The sequence below is a fragment of the Legionella qingyii genome (assembly GCF_003184185.1).
Genome location: NZ_QHJG01000002.1, coordinates 54773 through 74889 on the forward strand (window position 1 = coordinate 54773; position 20117 = coordinate 74889).

Here is a 20117-nt window from a genome sequence, read left to right on the forward strand (position 1 = left end):
ACGGAGCTAGAACCCCAAAAAGCATTCAGGACTCCTATAGTCTTAAATTGTTTTCCTAATCCAAAATATTACTCTTTTCGTCGAAATTCAGAAACCGAACAGAACTCGCATGACTAAAGTGGTGATAAACGCTTTCTATTTTATTTTTTAAAACTAAGGGTTAGATTACTTACACAACTTTTATATCTTAATGCACGGTCATTACCACCAAATAAAGAGCTAGTCACAGTATATGTGCTAGCACTATAAGGTGTTTAAAATAGGAAAGAGTTATTCGTGGGCCTTTAGTTAGCAAATTCGTAAAGCCTGTTAGTCTAACCGATAGTTCCACGGCTTAATGAAAGATGATTATGGGTATAAGCTATAGAAAAGGACTGACCTTTGGCATAACCAAGTGAACCTCGACTCCGTAATCGATTTTTATGAAGAAACCAAATGGAAGAAAACCCCCTATTAGTATAACCGAGGATACCTCGCCTCCGGAATCGCTTATTATGATGAAACTATAAAGAAAGTGAACTACCATTAGGATATCCGAGAAACCCCCGCTTTAGTAATCGTTTTTTATTTAGTGATTGAGTAGAAAGAGATTTTTCTTCAGTTTAGCCTCGTCTTCCACGCTTTCGTAACAAAAGCTTAGTTTGTAACTTTTCAAATATAAATCCATTGTTGGCGAATCCCTTACTCCCACATCTCAGAGAACTATCTTTAGTTAGGGAGTTGAAATAACTGAACCTTTTGTTATTATAACTATTTCTACCGCAACTCTAATATCGTTCTTTAGGGTTAAATGAAATAGAGTAAGAACTATTGTTAGGTAATGTTTTACTCCCCCGTCGAAAAAACCGGGTCCGGTCAAGAGAGCTTACCGAAAGTTGACGACCAACATCGTATCCAGCGCTTCCCCGAGTCAAAAATAGACTTAACTCAGTAGAATGGAACGAATTATAGCTGTTATTAAATTAACCACTACTCCCATAGCGTCGAGATCGTTTTTACTCAAGAGACTGATTAAATATACGCCTATTATTAGAATAACCCCTACTTCCACGTTTTTAAAATTGGTTTCGCTATGTTGACGTTTTAAATTCAAACTCAGTATTAATATAACCTCTACTTCCGCGAAATTGAAATCGACTTTGACGTTGAAATATATGGAATCTACATTCGAAATTAGTTTAATGACGTTAGCCTTATTTTCGTAATTTTTCATTACTTCACAACAGAATAAACTTATGACTTCCATTGGGACCTCTATTCGCCATTCAAGTACGGGATAACCGTGTAGAACGCGCTTTTTATTGTGAAGCCTTCGGAGTGTATGACTACTACATACGATGCAAAAAAGTCATAGTATAAGCGCGTTGGACGCGAGTTTAGGTTGGTAAGGGGGTACTTGCCAATGCTATTTGCATTATAGGAGATTTAAAAGGACCTCCTTGTGTCACCTTGGGCCCAAAGTCGGATGAACAAACTCCGGTCAGCTTGATAACATAGTTAACGAAATAGGTTTGAATCAACAACACAAAGAGGTCATCGAGCCAAAAATATAAGGTGTGTCAAAACAAGGTATAAAGCAAGTGAATGCTACTATGCTACACCTTATGGTTAGTTTAGCACTAGACGTTTGTTGTGCGGTCGAGAAAGTAAGGCTAGTAGTTAATTATGTAGCTACAGATTAAGAAAATTTGCGAGTATATCACGTAGACGAACAAAAACTTGATGAACACTTGCTACGGGTAAATTTCCTTAATACTGATGAACCTTACCACGTTATAAAACTCCGGTCTATTAAGGTAAAAGTAGTACTACGACAAGCTAACGACGACGTTGATGTGCTCACTATGGATTCGGTATTGTAGGGTAATTGTATCAGAGATTAACTGGGACAAGTAATTAATGACGTCGTAAGTACCGAAATCGCATAAATAGAGGGTCGACTTTCTGTACTGGTTGAAGTTACGGCGCCGTTCTCACGTCATAAGGAAAGGGTAGACCTGACTATAGCGGGAGAAAATGTAATGCATTAAGTATTTGTTCTATAAGTGAGTGTAGAAATAGGGTTCGTCGTACAACTATTACAAACAGACGAACTAACCGTGGTGTTTATTTTCTTAGGTATCGTTCTCGTACTACTAGGTGCTAATGTCCTTAACCATTTAACTGACCAGGTTCTCTCGGTTACCCCCAGAAGTTCCAAAAATTCTGTCAAAGAAGTAGTTATTTAACATCCCCTCTTACGTGGTTTCCTACAAAATAACGAAACTGGAGTAACTCGAGTAGTAGCGGAGAATTTTGATTTCGGTGGTATCCCACAAGAAAAGGAAAATGTTAGTTACAGAACTACCAAACTGACGAACGATGTGGTTTCTTAAAACTGTGAAGTCGATATCAAAAAACCAAACCTCATAGTTGGTCTTAGTAAAAAACTCACCACCCACAACGAAAAAGCCCAAAATTTGACCAACGAACAAGTTATAAACGCCGTATTAGAGGAAATAGTGATATCTTTTAATTTAGAAGTGGTCTCAGTCGGTTATGAACCTTGAGTACACTACGTCTCGGAGGTTATCGTGGGCATAGCCGAAGTTGACGCGCTATAAATTCAGGGTACGCTAGTTTTTATGCTGTTATTCGGACTATGTATAGAAACATCCAGTAAACGTCCGAAAGATCTAAATTTACCTTACTTATACGTAGAAAGTATTATTTAAGAGCACGTGCGTAGTGTGGTTTTGCTCCAGACTAAAGCAGCGCCTTAAATCAAACCTAGACTATTTTCGAACACCCATTAACAAATATCCTAACATTGAGTAATGCGTATTATAGACACTAATGAAGAAGTACTCATCCCGGTATCGTTATAAGAGATGGTAATCTTAGAAAGTACCACTCTTCGACGGGCGGTTTCCATAGGGTTGCGGGTCAAAGAACGGTATCAAGTCGTCCAACATGACGCCCGTACTCGTTGAGGTAACGCAACTACGCTAAGTAAAGAAGTGCCTGATAGACAAGATAAAATGCATTATGAAAATTTGGGTTTCCGTAGGTCCATATTTCCGGACTTGGGTCAAATGCTTAGTAAGGTCAAGAGTCGTAATTAACTACACTTTGTTAGAGACGTAGCAAACCTCAAAGAAACTCTCAACGATTTTTGGTAACTCTGCGTGCGTAAAGACGAGGACTTTTATCATAACAAGAACTCACGTTTCGTAATATGTCTTCAAAGACAAGTTATTGTCTAATTAACCGCACTCCGTAGATCGGACGCTCCGCCTCGGGTAACAATAATTTAGTAAAAATAGAACCCGAGACGAAGCGTCGTCGATAGATCTCTACAATTTAGAATTAGAACCGAAGAAGATTATTACATAAATCAAACCTTCGGTCCACAAGCATTAAAAAAGGAGGTTCAACCGAATTAAGTATGAGTATTAAAAATATTACTTGAAATGGACAGACTTGTAATATTTGGGGTGGTTGATCCCGTTATAGTAAAACGAGCTAGTACAGTACGTTTTATCTCGACGCTAGTATTTAAAGGACGTACCATACCCGATGCAAATTGAGTCATTGTAACAGGTGTATTCAAAATAAAAATGACACTGCTAAACAAAGTCAAAGCGAGAGGCGTAACTAGCGACCAAATTAAAACAGGTTGTTAAGACAATATACCGGACAAAGTTGAGGCAGCGTGCGTCTAACTTACCGCGGTGTTGCGCATACCGGGTCTTGCTGTTACTCAAATTGCGGTTGTTGTACTGTTCGTATAAGTTACGACCGGTCTTGCAGTAACAAGTGGTGCAAAGGTCGTTGGGCGTGTGTTTTTTGTAGTGGTTTCGAGTATAGTTTTTAACAAAGATGACCTTGAGCACTTAGTTATGTTGGTTCTTGTTACCGTTATCCTACAACGGGAAAGCGACACTCAAATTACAGGTTAACTAAGCTTGCCACCTAACCCCACAGTAACTCCTTCGCAACCAAAGGAAGTACATTTTATAAATTATGGACACGACCTCTGTCCACGCTAACGTGCAGCATACACCAATGTAACTATTTTAGTTATATTAATACTTAGAATATTACAAGAAACTTCGGTTAGTCTAAGTTACGTTAAAAAAATAACCCGCGAACAAGGAGAAATTTAAGAAAATCTTCGAGTCTTTAAAGAAATAGTTATATGACTCATATTGCGCGTAGTTATTAATTGACACTAAGGGACCCATACCTTAGTTCGAGCCGTTGATTTCGCCGAAATAATTCTTTTCAGTAAACGACCCCCTCATGATTTGCTAATTAAAGAGGTCATCCTACTTAAAGAAATTCCTATAATTAAGCACGGACTGACAAACTAAAATTATATATCTTGTTTGAATGAGGGTCGGGCTAATTTTACGGACAATCCTCCAATTTATGTTACTACGACTAGTGACATCGCTATTTACCCTATTTAGCTAGTGATGGAACTCGTATTTATCTCGCTATTTAACTTCCAAATAAATTAAATATAGGCCATATCTAGTTTTAACGTCGGTTTCTTCTATTCCCTTAAAATAAATTGCACGGGCCCTAATTGTAGTGGCGTTCCTTTTATTTTTGTGGTACGTTTTAACGACTGTGAAACGAACAGCTTGGACGAACTTATAACTAACTCCAAGAATGCTAATGTCTCCATTACCCTTAGGGTGGTTAATTTGGTCGCCAGTACAAAGGGTGAGGGACTCGTTGGTTAAGAGCCAAACTCCTCCCTACCGCAGCAAAAAATAGGTCAAAAAGGGGACGAAATTCTAAGTTATTCGAAAGTTCTCTTCGGTGTTACGGTTACTATTTTCGTATTTCTATCTGAAAACCTAAGCGATTTCATCTGGTCAACCCTATAAGGTTAACCGATTTATCGAGTGCTATTAATAGACAAACCCCTTACAATTGATTGACGCCGCTTAAAACTTAGTACGAACTTAACCAGGTGTTTTTGTTGAGTAATTCGTTGTGCGGGTTTTATTGCTGCTCCTAACCACGGCCATAAAGAAAATCATAAAATAAAAAGCAGTGTAGTTTTATTTAATTACACGACTCTCTTTCTTAGCATTAGTCGTAGCGGGGTCATAAATATACGAATATGTGTCGTTCTTACCCTGAATTACTCTAAAGAAGTCGCCAAAGATTGTTTACGTAAAACTCAAGCAACTTTAGACGTCTTTCTCATTTACGTTCACCGTTAACGAACTAATAATTATTTTATGGCTACCGTGTCTCATCTGGAACATGCTGTAACCTTCCCTGCATTAGCCGCTGTTTAGGTCGAGCGTTTGAAGGATATTGGTGAACTTCATTTGGCCGTTCTTTATCTCGTTGATTTTTACTTAACTTTAGAGGATCAACTCATTCCCGTCGATGATGGTGGCGGCGGTATGGTCGACGTCCAGGTGACTGTGATTGCACGCTCGGTGAATTCGTTGGATGCTGTTGAGGTGGTTATTGCGGTGAATTTTAAGGTCTCTTTTCACCACGTGGTCTTCGGTTCCGTTATGGATCTGTATTACCATACCGCTGCTCTTTATGCTGATACCGACGATGTTTTAGTTTAAATTTCATTGCGAACCGTATTTAAGCTTTATATGCACTCAGTTGGCTACATAAACATTTGTACCCCTATCTAGGAGATAATTGTTTTATTTCACTTTTCCAATTCGCTTTCATAAGATTAAAATCTGATTTCACGGTAGATTATTTTGTAATAACATTGTTTTTACAATAATTTTACAATGCCAAATCAATTCCTACACACGAATTGATCCCGATAAACCAAACAACCACGAGTAACACAAACACCAAATATTCTAAGCTGACTACGTTTATTAAGTTTTTTTGCTTTTCCTTTTCGGATCTGATTTTCGTTCTTTCTCACAAAACAATTAATTTTGGGCCCTAACCGATGCAACAAGTGATGTGAGAATACGTGTAGAGTGACTTTTCGGTATAAACATGAGTTTAGACTGAAAAGGGGTTTCTAAAAGTTGAACACTGATTCTCTGTCCAGAAAGTGGCCCGAAATTTTGTTAAAATATGAAGATGACTCAGCTTAAGAAGACACGATTTCTCAAGCGACCATAACTAACAAACTAACCACCGATTAAGTAAAAGTTCTAAAGATTTTAAGGTGTATAAAACTAGGTATTCAACCGACCCAAACTACGAAACGTCGCGTACGTCCTATAATGAACCTTGAAATCCTAAAAGAAGCCGTTCAACTAATTAATTTACACAATGAAAAAACGCGTAATTTAAAAGGACTCTTGGTGTTTCACATGTCCCTTACTATCCCATCCTAACGAGCAACCGCTTGCACTATTACAGAAAAAGAACTTGTATCGTATTACCTGCTTAATGATACACGAAAAATAATAGCGACTCGTTAAACCCACCGTAACTCGCTTACAGTGGTAATATATCCTACCTGTAGTAATTCCATGCTTGGTCTAGTAGAGCTACTACCGGTTCTCGCTAAAATAACTTCGGTACAAGAAGCCGTATTGCTATCTATTAGGGCGCTGCATTCGCACTCGTATTTCTTGTCATACAAAATGGAAGCCCTTAAAAAAGAAAATGCTATGACATTCATAGAGCTCAATCCTAAAGTACTCCTTAACTTGCGAGCCGCTCGGTAACGGCGTGACGTCATAGTAGGGTTGGTCCAACTCGGACTAGATCCCATTTCCTTTTCTCAAGTTTAAATAATGGTCTTGCGGCCGCATTAACTAGGTTTTATCAATTTTCGCATTTTCTCAGAAACGGTGGTCTGTTTGTCTGGTATTGTGCTAGTGGTGCGACCTAGTATAATTTTAGACGTTAACGAAATGGACATATTACTTCATTAAAAAAAAGTTGAACCCTCCCTAACCTGTAATATTTTTGGACTTATTTTTTAACAATAAATCACCATCACGAAGGTCGTCTTTGATTAGGCAATTGTGCTCAACAAAGATTGGTACTTAATTAGTCGAGTTCTAGTAAATGCAAATTACAAGGCCGTTCTATAAAATCTCAATCTTGCCGTAATTAGTTTGACATAACCAGTAATCGTTCAACCAAGACTCGAAGTTTTTCTGCGACAACCCGTAAGTGATGTAGGTGGTACCATGCTCACGGATGAAGTTTAACTCGGAGACATGAAAGGTTACTTAAGACAACCCTTTATTGTCAAACGGACAGACGGAATTGAAACGATTAAGGTAGTCATTAACACAATTTTCGTTAGGCCGACAAATGATGGTGTAGAGCTATTCAAACAAGCTGAGCAAGCGACCATCGGGCTTTTAATACGAAACGAACGGCTCAAACCCTCTCATGATCAGGAGGAACTTTACGTCCTTTCAAGTTGCGGTTTGATTGTGATCTAACAAAAACTAAAAGGCCATTCTTTCCCGACCTACACAACTGAAGTAAACAACAAAGACGACTCGACGGAACCTATCGTTGTCATCCGGTCAACGGTCGTCTGTCGCGAAAGTATAAAACTGCACGATGAAGTTCTAACGTAAACCGTCTGTTGTTAAACATCAAAACAAATTCTGGTCATAGATAGGTGAGTAGATGTAGTAATCCAAGACCGAATTACTCTCCTTAAAAAGGTAGGGCGTCTCCGCGTTACTCAAGTATTTGTACTAAGCAATTAAAAGAATTTAAAAGTGAAACTAACTAAACCAACAATGCCCTCCGTTATTGGCATCGATGGCTAACTAGTATTCGACGAAAACGAAGTATTTGTCTTCATTAACCTAGTTCTGGGTGGAGTTTCGCAACAAACCGAACGAGCATGACCGCGTACAAACGCGCAAAAAAACGGAGTCGCTTTAAATTTCATAGAACCCGTTTGTTATATAGTTTCATCCGAAATCGACAAGATTCTTAATTTAGGACTCGACGTAGCAATTTTCATCGAACACGACGAAATTGTCTACGGGAACGAACAAAATGAAACCGGGTCCGAACTATTAACTTTTATCGGACTCTACGTCTTTGAACGGTGTAGAACCTAAACATTATCAGCAGAACTTGCGACTTTTTCGGTAGTAAGTGTACGTCTTTCAAAGCCGAACAAACGCGACATTCTGGACGAACCCCATCGTTACGACGGGTCCGAACTCCTTGTCGAAGAAATAATCGGTATATGCAAAGTATCCGTAAAAACTTATATCCTAGTAAAAGTTCTCGAACTACTATCTATAGGTAATTCAGACAACGCCGTTTACGAACGCTGTTGTCTGGTTTTCGGTACTCTATCGTTTAGTTGTTAAAAAAGTAAATTTGATTTAGGATTTTATGTTTAAGAAAAACGTAACTAAATAGCTAGTTATTTCCTTACAAACAAAGTTTTTCGTCACGAAGTACGGTTAAAAGTGATACTAGATCAAGTATGTTAGCCGGAACGTACTGTCCTCTTCGAGGAAGTTATTGTTTATTAAAAGGTGGTCCTTCATAGACATTAAAAACTCAGAGTAAATAAACAAGAAACCGTGGTCATTTATGTTGCTGTAGTATTCCTCGTGAAAGATTGGTTGGAACTGACCGTAGTGGTCATTAATTAAGATGTAACAGTGTCACCACAAAAAAATTATCTACACGGCGTAACCATCACTTTAGCCGTATCATCAGATACGACTAATGAAAAAATGTATCGAACGACTCGTTGCGCCATTTTTTAGGTGACGGTCAAGGATGAAGGTTTTGCCAAAGTACTGGAACGTTTAGGTTACGAACATCTTAAAAAGGAAGAAGGTTTCCTCATTCGTACGCAACTAGCACTAATTCCCCATAAACGTACAGACTTATTCGTTTTACCTATTTAACAAGCCCTTGCTTAAGCACAGAATCATGTTGTAGTATGTTTAATTCCTACCTAAGCAAATTTTGTAGCGGTCAAGCTTCAACAACAAACTGGTACAATTACGCACGCGAAACTATTGAGTAAACAAGATGGCACAACTAACAAAATCCAATTCTAACTAATAAGTAAACGGTTGCAAAAACAATAAGCGTCACTAGGTGAAAACCACTAAAATCTTAAGGCGTTTATCGACACTTTGTTCTACCGTCTTCACTTAACAGTTATGTGAAAGTTTTGAAACCGTGTTAGAATCGTTTTTTTATCGGGTACACGATTCTTTATTACAAACTTAGGGTTTAAAGCACCACTGAGACAAATTTCAAACAATACTAGACGTTAAAAATTCTCAAAAGAATTGGCTAAATATTAATGGGTATGTAGTAAGTGCTACAACTTACTGTCCCTTTATTTATATTAGATTGCTGACCCTCTTACGTCACGAACTCGTTAAATGACTAATAAACGTTTGACTTTATCGCTGTGAATTCTCACTTCCGAATATGTTTCCTCTCGCACAATAAAGATCGGTCGTTGTTCGACGACAGTGTCATTTAGTATTTCTTCATTAGTTAGAAACGCGATTATTAATAAATCCAAACCGATTACTGGGAGTTGAATAACGACTTCCCGTTTTTCGTGACCGAGTCATACCAATACCATACCGAAGACACGCAAAATAAACACCATGGGTTTGAGGAGTGTTTGTCGAACTTGTCTTTTAGTCAGTTAAAAATTCGTTTCTCCTATGATATAATATAAGTAGTACGAAACTACGCTTATGCCCAGAAAAACTTTGCAATAATCCACTCCTTCTACGCTAATAATCACTACGTAATTTAGTGCGGTCATAGTAACTACCCTAAGCAGACACATTCCGACGCGCCATAGCTATACGATTATTGCTGTACTTTCGTAACCTTCTTGTTAACTAACGACGATTTTTACGTGCTAAAGCAAACTAACGGTGTCTACCACAAAAAAGCTACCTGCCTTAAAATCGTTTAGAAGGTCGTTAAACACTCAACCGTCTATTCATACTACGGTACCAATACCAACTACTGAGTGTACGTCAACCAAAATACCCCCTTTGACCAGCCCCTTGAGGTCTTGTAAAACCGCAATCGCTAGCATAACTATAATAATGCCCATGGAACCCATTCCGGAATCCCCCGCGAAGACCGCCAATATGACGTAGTTTGTTCTGACAGCAACTTACCAATGCAGTCGCAAGGTCTGGGATGAATAAGAGTTTATGAAACCGAGGTCAATAACGCGTATGAAGAACACACCAAAATCTATTAAATTACTTTTTATTGGTGACCCGACTTTTTAATTTTGCTTTGTCGGAAATAAAAGCACTTCCCTACTGCTTTAACCCTAAGTTCGATTAGGGTCCTCTTGTAGGTTAATAGGGGCAATACAACCCACTACGCTCAGACCGACCCGCGTACCGTTTAGCAAACAACCTCAATCCATAAATACACCAACCAAAGAGTATAGGACATCATGGATTTCCCAACCGAGCTTAAGCTTGGGTTTACAGACGTCGTGTACTCGATGTAGTAAACCTATTTCGCTAGCGTCGGAAACTTTGTCATCCATTCCTTAAAAGACAATAAATTTCGTTTTGCGAGAAGAGAATTAAGATATCCCTGCTCGATTAAAAACTCCATGAAAATACTTTAGTAATCAGTTCCGCTTTTTCCTTGGACCTTAAACCTACCTTCTTCAACGTTACGGACTTATGCCGCAGTTGCTACATAATTAATTCTAATTTTTTTGTCGCTAAACACCATGACTATAGGTATATATAAGGACCCTACTTACCCGAGTTCGCTGATAGGGGCATGGCTACTGACATCCGGTACTCAAAAGACCACTTTAACAACGTTATCCGGTCCTTCACGTTCCTGATGTACATCCTGTTGCTCAAAGACCACTTCCTGTAAATTGTACACCAAAGACGGCTTTAACGGCGCGTCCATTTGCAGTAGAAACGGCATTATGAAATCCACACCCGCAGTTATCTGGTCCTACGAAGCGTCTTATAGATAGATAAGGACGGTGGTTACAATAGCAAGAAGGTCTATTGTAATGGCTGCTTGTCCGGAGTTAAGAACTAGGGAAACCGTTACGTTGAGTGACACGGAACCGAAAACTACATCAACCTCTTCTACATAACTAATGACCACGACCTGGATAACCCCAATACCGTCGTCGTTATCATTCTGTATATCCACGAGCAGTACATCAGTAATGCCTACACTTACTAATGGCAAACCTAAATCGGGCATTTTACCCACATTGAGCACGTCATTTACAATTTATACTTTTCGACCGACTACAATGACGTCTCGACCCGTACGACCTCCCCAAGCTGCATCCGAACCTCTACAGTCCTTTAGGATACCGCGAATTACTATACTACTTTCGTTACTTGGTACCGCCTGTACACCGGTACAATCCATAAGGAGGAGTCCTTTGTCGATAACTAACCTTGGTTCAATAAAAATTTCCTAACCATTAATTTCCATAGATGCCCGCACTTTACAAACTTTGGACCATGTTTTACTAACGATACAATGTTTCGCCTGACCTATAAAGTGGTCAACATTGCGTAGCAAAGGGTCACCTACTAATGGTTGTCCGTAAAGTTTAATACCGTAGTCCAGTTAGTCCATTTCATTAAGAACTAACCATCTTCTGGTACTTAAAACTTATCGTTATCATTTCTATAACAACATTGGCCCACTCCCGAACTGGCATTATGGGCCTTTATAGCTCATAATAAAGGGGCCCAATACCGCCACGGAGTGGGTCCGATGTTTCTGTCAAATTTCTTCTGCCTCATCAATACAGTGTTATATAAAAATGGTACTTAGCACAGTCGTTTTAACAACTTTTAGTCGCTAAATAAAATTTTCTATAAAGTAACTCAAAAAAAGGACCGCGATTTTAGCCACAAAATCCTAACTTACCAAGACCATTTAGTTGAAATAATGCATAATACCGTCCACAACTATGAGTTAAACTTCCTCTCCGTTCCGGTGTTGGTCCTTAATTTTAGCCAATAGATCTTGTTCTTGGATTTAACCTAGGCCTATTTTGGCATGCCCTTCAACAACTTCTCCCGCACTTCCTTTACTTTCTTTTTGAACGTGCGAAGCTGCTTTAATCATACGCGAAACGTCTTGGTTACTCACTGCTACTTTACTTATGCAACGAACGACTCGTTCCACTCAACGTTTTACGATAACTTCGTCCACCGCCAACCCTAAATCTATCCTTCAACCTACAACGACGACTACGCGACGCTAATGGACTAACCTTACGACAACACCCATTTAATAGTCCTCCACTCGCAGCGGCTCAACGTAATACAGCCAATAACGAAAGATTGGGGCTATACAACAACGAACTACTTGGTTGGTTGGTAAATCTACGTCTTAGACATCGTACCAATCTTGTAATAGAACTTTCAAAAGGACCATGACATCAACGTTAATGGGTGCTAGCTATAAAGAACCTATTACGCCGTCTCACCTATAATCTTAACCTAGCACCACTTCCCTATGGAATATTTCCATTGATGAGAAGGACCGAACTCGTTTTTCTTCGTGCAGATCTCTACCTCGTCTTCGTTCTTCTACGTGTATACGCACGTTACTTTCGTCTCAATCTCACCCAAGCGTGGAGTGGATTTCCTGCAGTACGATTTTTATTTCGAGCGGAACGAGCTAAACTTCTTTACTTAAGCTTCCTTAAAGTTTTTGCATTACTTTGTTTACTTTATATGTAAGGTGGACCTCTCGCAAACCCACTAGACCAAGAACTTCCTCTTTTTTAGTGGTTTAGTAAACCTCTAGCTTAGAATTAACTGTTAAATCTAAAATTTGAGGGATTTCCCCCATAAAATCCCTAATAACCAGGATTGCCTCGTCCATTCAGATGTAAAAACTTTTACTAATGACCAGTTCTTCTCGGCCTACTACCCCAATAGGCATAACCCCTTTGCCATGTTAACCGAATGCATCTGGTTAATGCACTACTTAATTTAGGGTTATTTTGTCATACCCTTCTCTAAAGACTACCAGTACTGTATTACGTTCATCCATCAAAAGTTTACGGAAGTGCACGAATACATCCGGCGAAATTGAAATTTCCATCGCTAGTTGTTTTCTTTTACAGGGTTGAAAGGCCCCCACTTGCATTAGCGCAAGTAAATCGTTTTAATAACTTTTCACCACCCTTACATAATGATGAACTGCTTGGATCATTACTAAACCTACAACTTTGAGATGCACGAAACCTTCTGCGCTAAGAGTTAAAGGGACCAACACAACAACACTAGAGTGTACTATCTACCAAGAATCTATCTTAAACATGAGTGAACTACCGAAAACTTCCACTAAGTGTTTAATGGAAATAGCTTCCTTTAATGTCACTAATACTTCGCCTATCTTCTGCGGCAAACCCACTACTTCGCCTATCCGGCAGTGCATAATTTATGTCTTTTAACCTTAGTATTCAAAATTAACTTGCATAGTTTTAACTTTATAGTTTACTTCTATTCATCATTTGCATTGATGAATAGAGAGTGACGTCCAGATCTCTCGGATACGACTGGTTAAAGATCTAGAGCGCCATTAAACATTGATAAGCTTCCCTTTACGCTAGATCCCTTTTCTTTCTCTTAAAGTTCTTTCAAAATTAGTTCACCTCTATTTTAAATTTACTTATTCAACAAAACCCGTCCAAACAATGACACATAACCCCCCAATTGTAGGACACAACTCTTACTAGGCAGATGAAATTAATGTCTACTGCGTCCAATACACGTAGCTTGTCAAGTGATATGTTTCCTATTTGCTCCAGCACTAATAAAAGGCGTCTTCTAAGTCCGTTGTCCACTTTTTGCGAAATAAAAACTAGGTTTTCAAAGACGTACCCGACGAATGCTACTCCTACCATTAGCTAATAACTGACCACCACCTAGTCGTCCATAACTAAAGACACTTCTTTTAAGTTTGGTTAGCACGGCTTGACAATGACCTTGAAAATTTCAAATATTAGCTTCCCCTCGGCTAACGTTTAGACCCCTTATAGGACATCTATGATTTCCGCCGCGATTTTACGGAATAACGTGAATGAAAATAGTTCCTATATGGCAGGTGCGTCGTATGCTACAAGGACTTGTGGGTAGGTCGGTACCGACGTATGCATAAAAGGGTTCACGACGGTTTACCAATTCACTTTTGAAAAAGTTTTATCCATGTTTTCAATAACAAAATCTTATAGGTTTACTTCGCCCACGGTTAGTTGGACGACATGTACGTATTACTCGCCTCTACTTAATAAGTAGAGGGGATTCAAATTAAAGTGATATCGGACCCACTGCGCTTACGCCTTGGGTCCGATATTTAAAAGTCCATCCTTGCCGTTATAAGGCTTAATTCTTGATGACCCCACCCTCGCTTCCAACACAGCTCGAGAAAAGACCGTTTCATCCAACAGGTCATCATCGACCACTGACTCAGCGACTCCCTAAACGTCATCAACCAACACACCAACAGTAACCTCAACTGCCACATCGACCTAAACCACGTCAACTCGATCAACCTCAACATCATAAAAGTCACAAACCTAAGTACTGTCACCGTCCTAATCCCAATTTTAGACCACCATCAAAAACTCAATGACAGGGAGAACCTCGTCGTTAGTAGACTCATTAAGGGTTCAGGGGTCAATAGAATGCCGGATATCAGTGTAGTTGTGACTCATTAACACAATGAAAAAGAAACAGTAAGACTATTTGTTGAACGTTTCCGTTTAATTAAAAGGTAACTAACAGAAAGCGAAGACAATTCTATTGAACAGGTAGGTGAACTGACGAGTGTCAATCAAAAACTCTAAATTACCGAAGGTCTAATGGACTAAAAACGTTTCGTCATAATTTAGGTCAGGTAGGAACGAGTCACTTTGTTCCAACGTTAAAAACGTCAACTCGCAGATTTAATAAACCCAGTTTCAGTTTTCTAACTCAGTGACGAAAACGTCGGGTAAAGTCTTGGTTACTAACTAGTTATCAAAACCAAAGACGTCCATAAAATATGAGTGTTAACTAACCACGACGCCCACGGACACGACCTAAATAACTACCATATAAAACTGGACCTCCGCAACCGCATCGCCTCCCAACAACATGTCACGGAACTCAAACTCCGACCCCGCATCTTCCCCCGACAACATGGCACCGACCTCAAACGCCGCCTCCACAATGACCGACTCATTGTAGTCGTACATGAACTCATGGTTCATCGCGTTTGTCTCATGAGGGATCATTACACAAGAAGTACTTTAACTGAGGAATTTATCATACATCGTTAAGACGCTATTATTCTCGTCGGTCAGATCGTCAAAAAACAAGAACTAGGTTTCCGCCACTATCAAGTCGCTGTAGTTTTGATTGATGAAACGGTGAAACTTATTACATAAAGTTCTCACCATGTTAAACGGTCCCTCACTCAGGATTTCCAACCCCACGTGAGTGCGGTCCTCGTTTACTGAGTCGATCTTGTAGATTTGTCTCACAGTCTATTTATACTAGGTCTAACTCGTACTTTAGTAGCTCTTTACGGTTTACGGTGCGATTCGACAAGCTTATATTGAGAAGTCGTCAGTTTATTAATTGTAATTCGAGCAGTCGAGCAAGTTTTTCCCTTCTCCATAAAGGGTAAAAAACCTAAGGTTATGTCGTTATTAATTTCCCAACCGATAAAAGAAATGTCATGCGACGTTAAACACTTTTCCCTCAAGGACTACATGGACCGACTAAAAAAACCACCCCAGAATTTAGTTTTACACGTAGTTTTAATTATTAAGGATTAAATCATATTACCCCGCGGTTTGGAACTATTACAGGGGTCCGTTAAAGTACCGGAGGTGGATTCCGTTGACAAACTACTGGAACAACTACTGTTTTTGACTAATTTAACCGTTTAACTCAAACGCGTCAAAGGTCGAGTAGAAGAAGTGTTTTTTATCATGGATTTAGTTTTTAACCGAATAGCTATCTTGTACCCTCGAAACGATTAACACAAAACTAAACTAGGCCGGGATTAAAACGAGGACCAGAAGGGTATAATGCTGCTTATGGACGTAGCGACCGTTTTGGTTCATTTTGGCAAAAAAAGAGAAAGCACTAATCTAGCCAAACAAAATGTCCTTTTTATTAAAAAACTTTCTTGGCAAGTCGTAATTAGCATAGAAAAGATGGAACGGTCTCACGTCCTAACCGTGCAACCATTAACCTTTCTACAAGTTTGTAATTTAAGAGGGAGACGAGTTTACTACTACAATGTTAAATAGATTCTACGCAAAATATTTTTAGACGTAAATAGGAATAGGTAATTTAGGATGATTATAAATAAGAATTCGATAGAATTGAGACTCGAATTTACGTTAACTATCGTTGATGAAATCTTTTTAGACGTAATATTCAATGTCATGTCGAAAAACAAAGACGTCCTTAGTAAACTTAGTTAACTTAAAACCATAAACATATAAGTGTCCGTTAGGTTCAAAGAACAAGTGGTTTACAGGTACAATTAAAAAATAAAAAACTTCTGAGCCATAGTCCACGTTCCGAACGTACAAGAAATCCTACAGGACTTATTTTACACTATGCAAGTTTTACTAACCGCAGTAAATTAAATAGGCTCTTAAGTAAGGTAAAACACTAAAGCACCACATTGCTAACTAAGCAAACTTATTGGACTCCCGTGACATAGCAACAACGTCTGCGATTCAACGTATTGTGCTATACAGGATCTTTCTTCGACTACGTTTGTCCTCAAGAGTAAAACTAACCGGAAGCTAATAAAATAATAACTTAAGTAATATTGTACTACCACAGCACAGTTTTCTAAACTAAGGACAGGTTAGATATTGTCTTAAATGAATAGGTCGTTACGTGCGCGTATTTTAATACGGTTGAAATAAGTTACAGACCATAATAAATAGCGTGCAATTTATTTTTTCTCATTCTCCTATAACACTAACAATAATGGCCACCTCCTTCACCCTATCCTTCTAGTAATCGAAAAAGAAACCGTTTTGCTCTCGTTAGTTAGAATCAACATCCCGCTTGTCTCTTCCGAAACGTTCTTTGTCGTCGAAAAAGACTTTTGTAGGTTATGTAAACGCGGCTACATAGTTGTACACTTCCCAACCGCAGTTAATTTTTAGCAAACGTGCTACAGTTAGTTTAATCGCGAGAACAATTGTTACGTCCTTGAAATTTAGGTAACCAAGGGTACTTCCTTTAACTAGGATTTCTGACCTTAGTTTGTAATTTATGTTTAAACTTACGCCGGGAAAAAGAAGGTGTTAATTAGATACTATTTAACTGACTACCGGCACAAAATTTATAGCCAAGACCTCGACGGATAAAGCGCTAATCTCCGACCCGACGTATAACACATAGATTTCGGCGGAATAGCTACAATTGGTTCACGACCGTCGACCTTAGACTAAGTTAACGAAAACGATCACAATACGGACCCTATTAACTATGTTTATACGTTCGTTAGCGAGCTTCATTTCTTTTAGGACTAATACTCTTTTAATCGAAAATATTCGCGAACTTTCTACTTTTAGCTAACCAAAGTGGGCTCTGTCAGCGACTTAAAAACTGAACCGAAAACAACCTACATCTGTTCCTGTGAATATACAGATTTCTTACCCTATATATACTATGCTTCGTGGTATTTCGGACCGAATTCGGAGGAGTAGTTCAAGTTGTAACCCTAAAAATTACGGACAGACGCTGTTTAATAATAATTTACGCTGCTGGTAGCTACGAGTTCCTTTAGTTAATTGCGTTGTTCGACAACGCTAATTTCTCCCAGAATAACAGACCACACCCCGCGTTCGTGTTAACGGTTTTGTTAAAATACTTCGGGGCGTAGTTCTTCTTACAGTCCCCGTTAATTAATGGGGTCCAGAATAGCTAACGGTATGAGTAAACCAAATGCCCCCATTAGCCAGCTGACTTAAAGTTTACTTTGACCGACCACAGTCAATACGGGTTTAACGATTTTGCCCACCACCTTAAAATAGATGACAGGCCGTGTGAGCTCGGCGAAGACTTCTCCTCAACTAGTTTGTTAGAAACGGTTCTTAAGAACGAAATGCTCGACTGCCACATTGATGTCACCTTTAATTCAGTCCAATACCGAACCTAAACCGATTACTTAACTTTTACGAATCTCATCGATTTGCAAATCCGCTTAATCGCCCGAATTCCCAATCTTTTTGGAAGGAACCTCGGGTACGTTATCCGGGACTTAAAGTTCCTTTGTCGGTTCGCATATAACTACATGAAACAGTTCTTTACGACGGACGTAATACACTTCTCTTAAACCATCTACGTCACCTACATAAAACACTCAGGTAACGAAAAAGTAACTTTGTTTGACTCGTTCAAAAGCGTCGGCGAGTCCTTAATTTCGAGGGGTATTTTACAGTGCGGCTCGTTAATAGGTTATAGCCTCGTTCGTTCGAACGTCGACTCAAACCACGAAATAGAACACTAGTAAACCTCAAAAATCTACTTTTTCCGCGTAGACGATACCGTTACCGTTTGTGTCAACGACAAAACGAAGGACCACGAATAATGAAAAACGCACTTTTCGTTTTTGGAGGCCATCTTAATGACGCCGCTCGACCCCATCCATACCGACAACGATGGCTAACATTAGGACCAAGTAGTGGTTGATGCAGTAATGCAAACTACTACTCATACCGAACGGTTAAGAAAAGTAATTGCCAAGGGCTTCGAAATCGACGTCAGTGGTCGGTTCGCCGTTCTCGTAATCCAAACGTTTTCCTCCATCCCTGATAACGACTTCCATACTTGCGACTAAACTATACCACCAGACAATTACTGTCACGACGAGAAACAATAATGAAACGTATAGGAAATGGTGTAGCATACTACTAACGTCCCCTTACCCAAAGATTTGGTCTATGAATGATCCTTTTTTTACATACAATTTTGGTGAATTTTGTTAAGATAGAAATTCATAATAGCATCCGAGCAAACGATGAACCCGGCATTTAGGCTATAGTTATTTTTTTCTTTGGGGGTATATATAATAACTACACTTTATAGGTGTTCCTAAATCACTAGGTGCATAATTACGTCATCATGTTCTGAAGTACCTTTTTTGGTTTTCTTCAAAAAAATTTCTTTAACGACGACTATGCCTGTAAGGACGTCTACGTGGACCTTTTAGGCCAAATTTACAGTGCATGAGAAACGGTATGTTTTGTTTTTTACGTAACTCGCAAAGAAAATTATAAAGATAAATGGTGGCTCCTCGACGTGTAGGAAGTTTATGCCAACCGTCATAACTTAAAATAGGTACCTTCGGTCCAACTCAATCGACTGAATAAGGCTGGACTTTGCTTAATAAATTTTGGATATCGGTCAAAAACGTCATTTTTTTAATGGCTCTTTTTAGAAAGTCTATTTTTTACCTAGCTTCTCCCATGATTCGGACATCTTTTTTTAATATTTTAGACCAGAAAAAGTCGTTTACCTTATTTATAATAGAAACTATGCATAGTCCATCGTCGTATACAAATACCAGGCGTTTGTCATTTTTATGGAAACAGTGTCTAAAGAAGAAATAATTTAGGACTTCATTTTGTATCACAAACCCCAGCAATTACCGACTATGAGGAAAATATCGACGGCTATTTTTCCATCGGCTTGAATGAAAAGCTCACCACAAAGAACGATATTATGACTGGCATAACAACCGTTACAGGTTACGCAAGGAACGGAACTTTGATCCCTAAAATTGAAGTCGTAGATATGGACGACGTTAATAAAGGTACCCATAGAATGCAAAGAAATTTTTGAGATGGTAAGAACTTTTATTACGTCACGTTTGACGCCGAAGACGACCACTCCGGCAACGACCACCCTAACAAATATGGTAAGGTCGTAACTATTAATAACCAAAAACCTTAGTAAAACTAATGTACTGTTTAAAAAAGTAACGTCAATCACCACCTCAAGACCCACAGAATAAGAGGTAAGGGAATGCTGCATAAAACCAAGTACTAGGTAGCAATTTTAAAGGCCTTCCCTCCCGTTAACGGCTCCATAATTTTAGTAGGCGACTTTTTTGTCCATAGTTTCTGTATAATTAGCCCCCCC

2 protein-coding genes are annotated in these 20117 nt (G+C 39.0%); one reads left to right on the forward strand and one right to left on the reverse strand.

Annotation, left to right across the window (positions count from 1 at the left end):
• The first annotated feature begins 5309 nt into the window (after positions 1–5309).
• Complete coding sequence (locus DGG96_RS01285) at positions 5310–5588, forward strand: hypothetical protein (RefSeq protein WP_110141212.1); 279 nt, start codon at positions 5310–5312, stop codon at positions 5586–5588.
• Between the two features lie 5344 nt (positions 5589–10932).
• Here the strand turns inward: DGG96_RS01285 and DGG96_RS01300 are convergent.
• Positions 10933–11181, reverse strand: a complete 249-nt coding sequence (locus DGG96_RS01300) for a hypothetical protein (RefSeq protein WP_110141215.1) — start codon at positions 11179–11181, stop codon at positions 10933–10935.
• Positions 11182–20117 lie beyond the last annotated feature (8936 nt).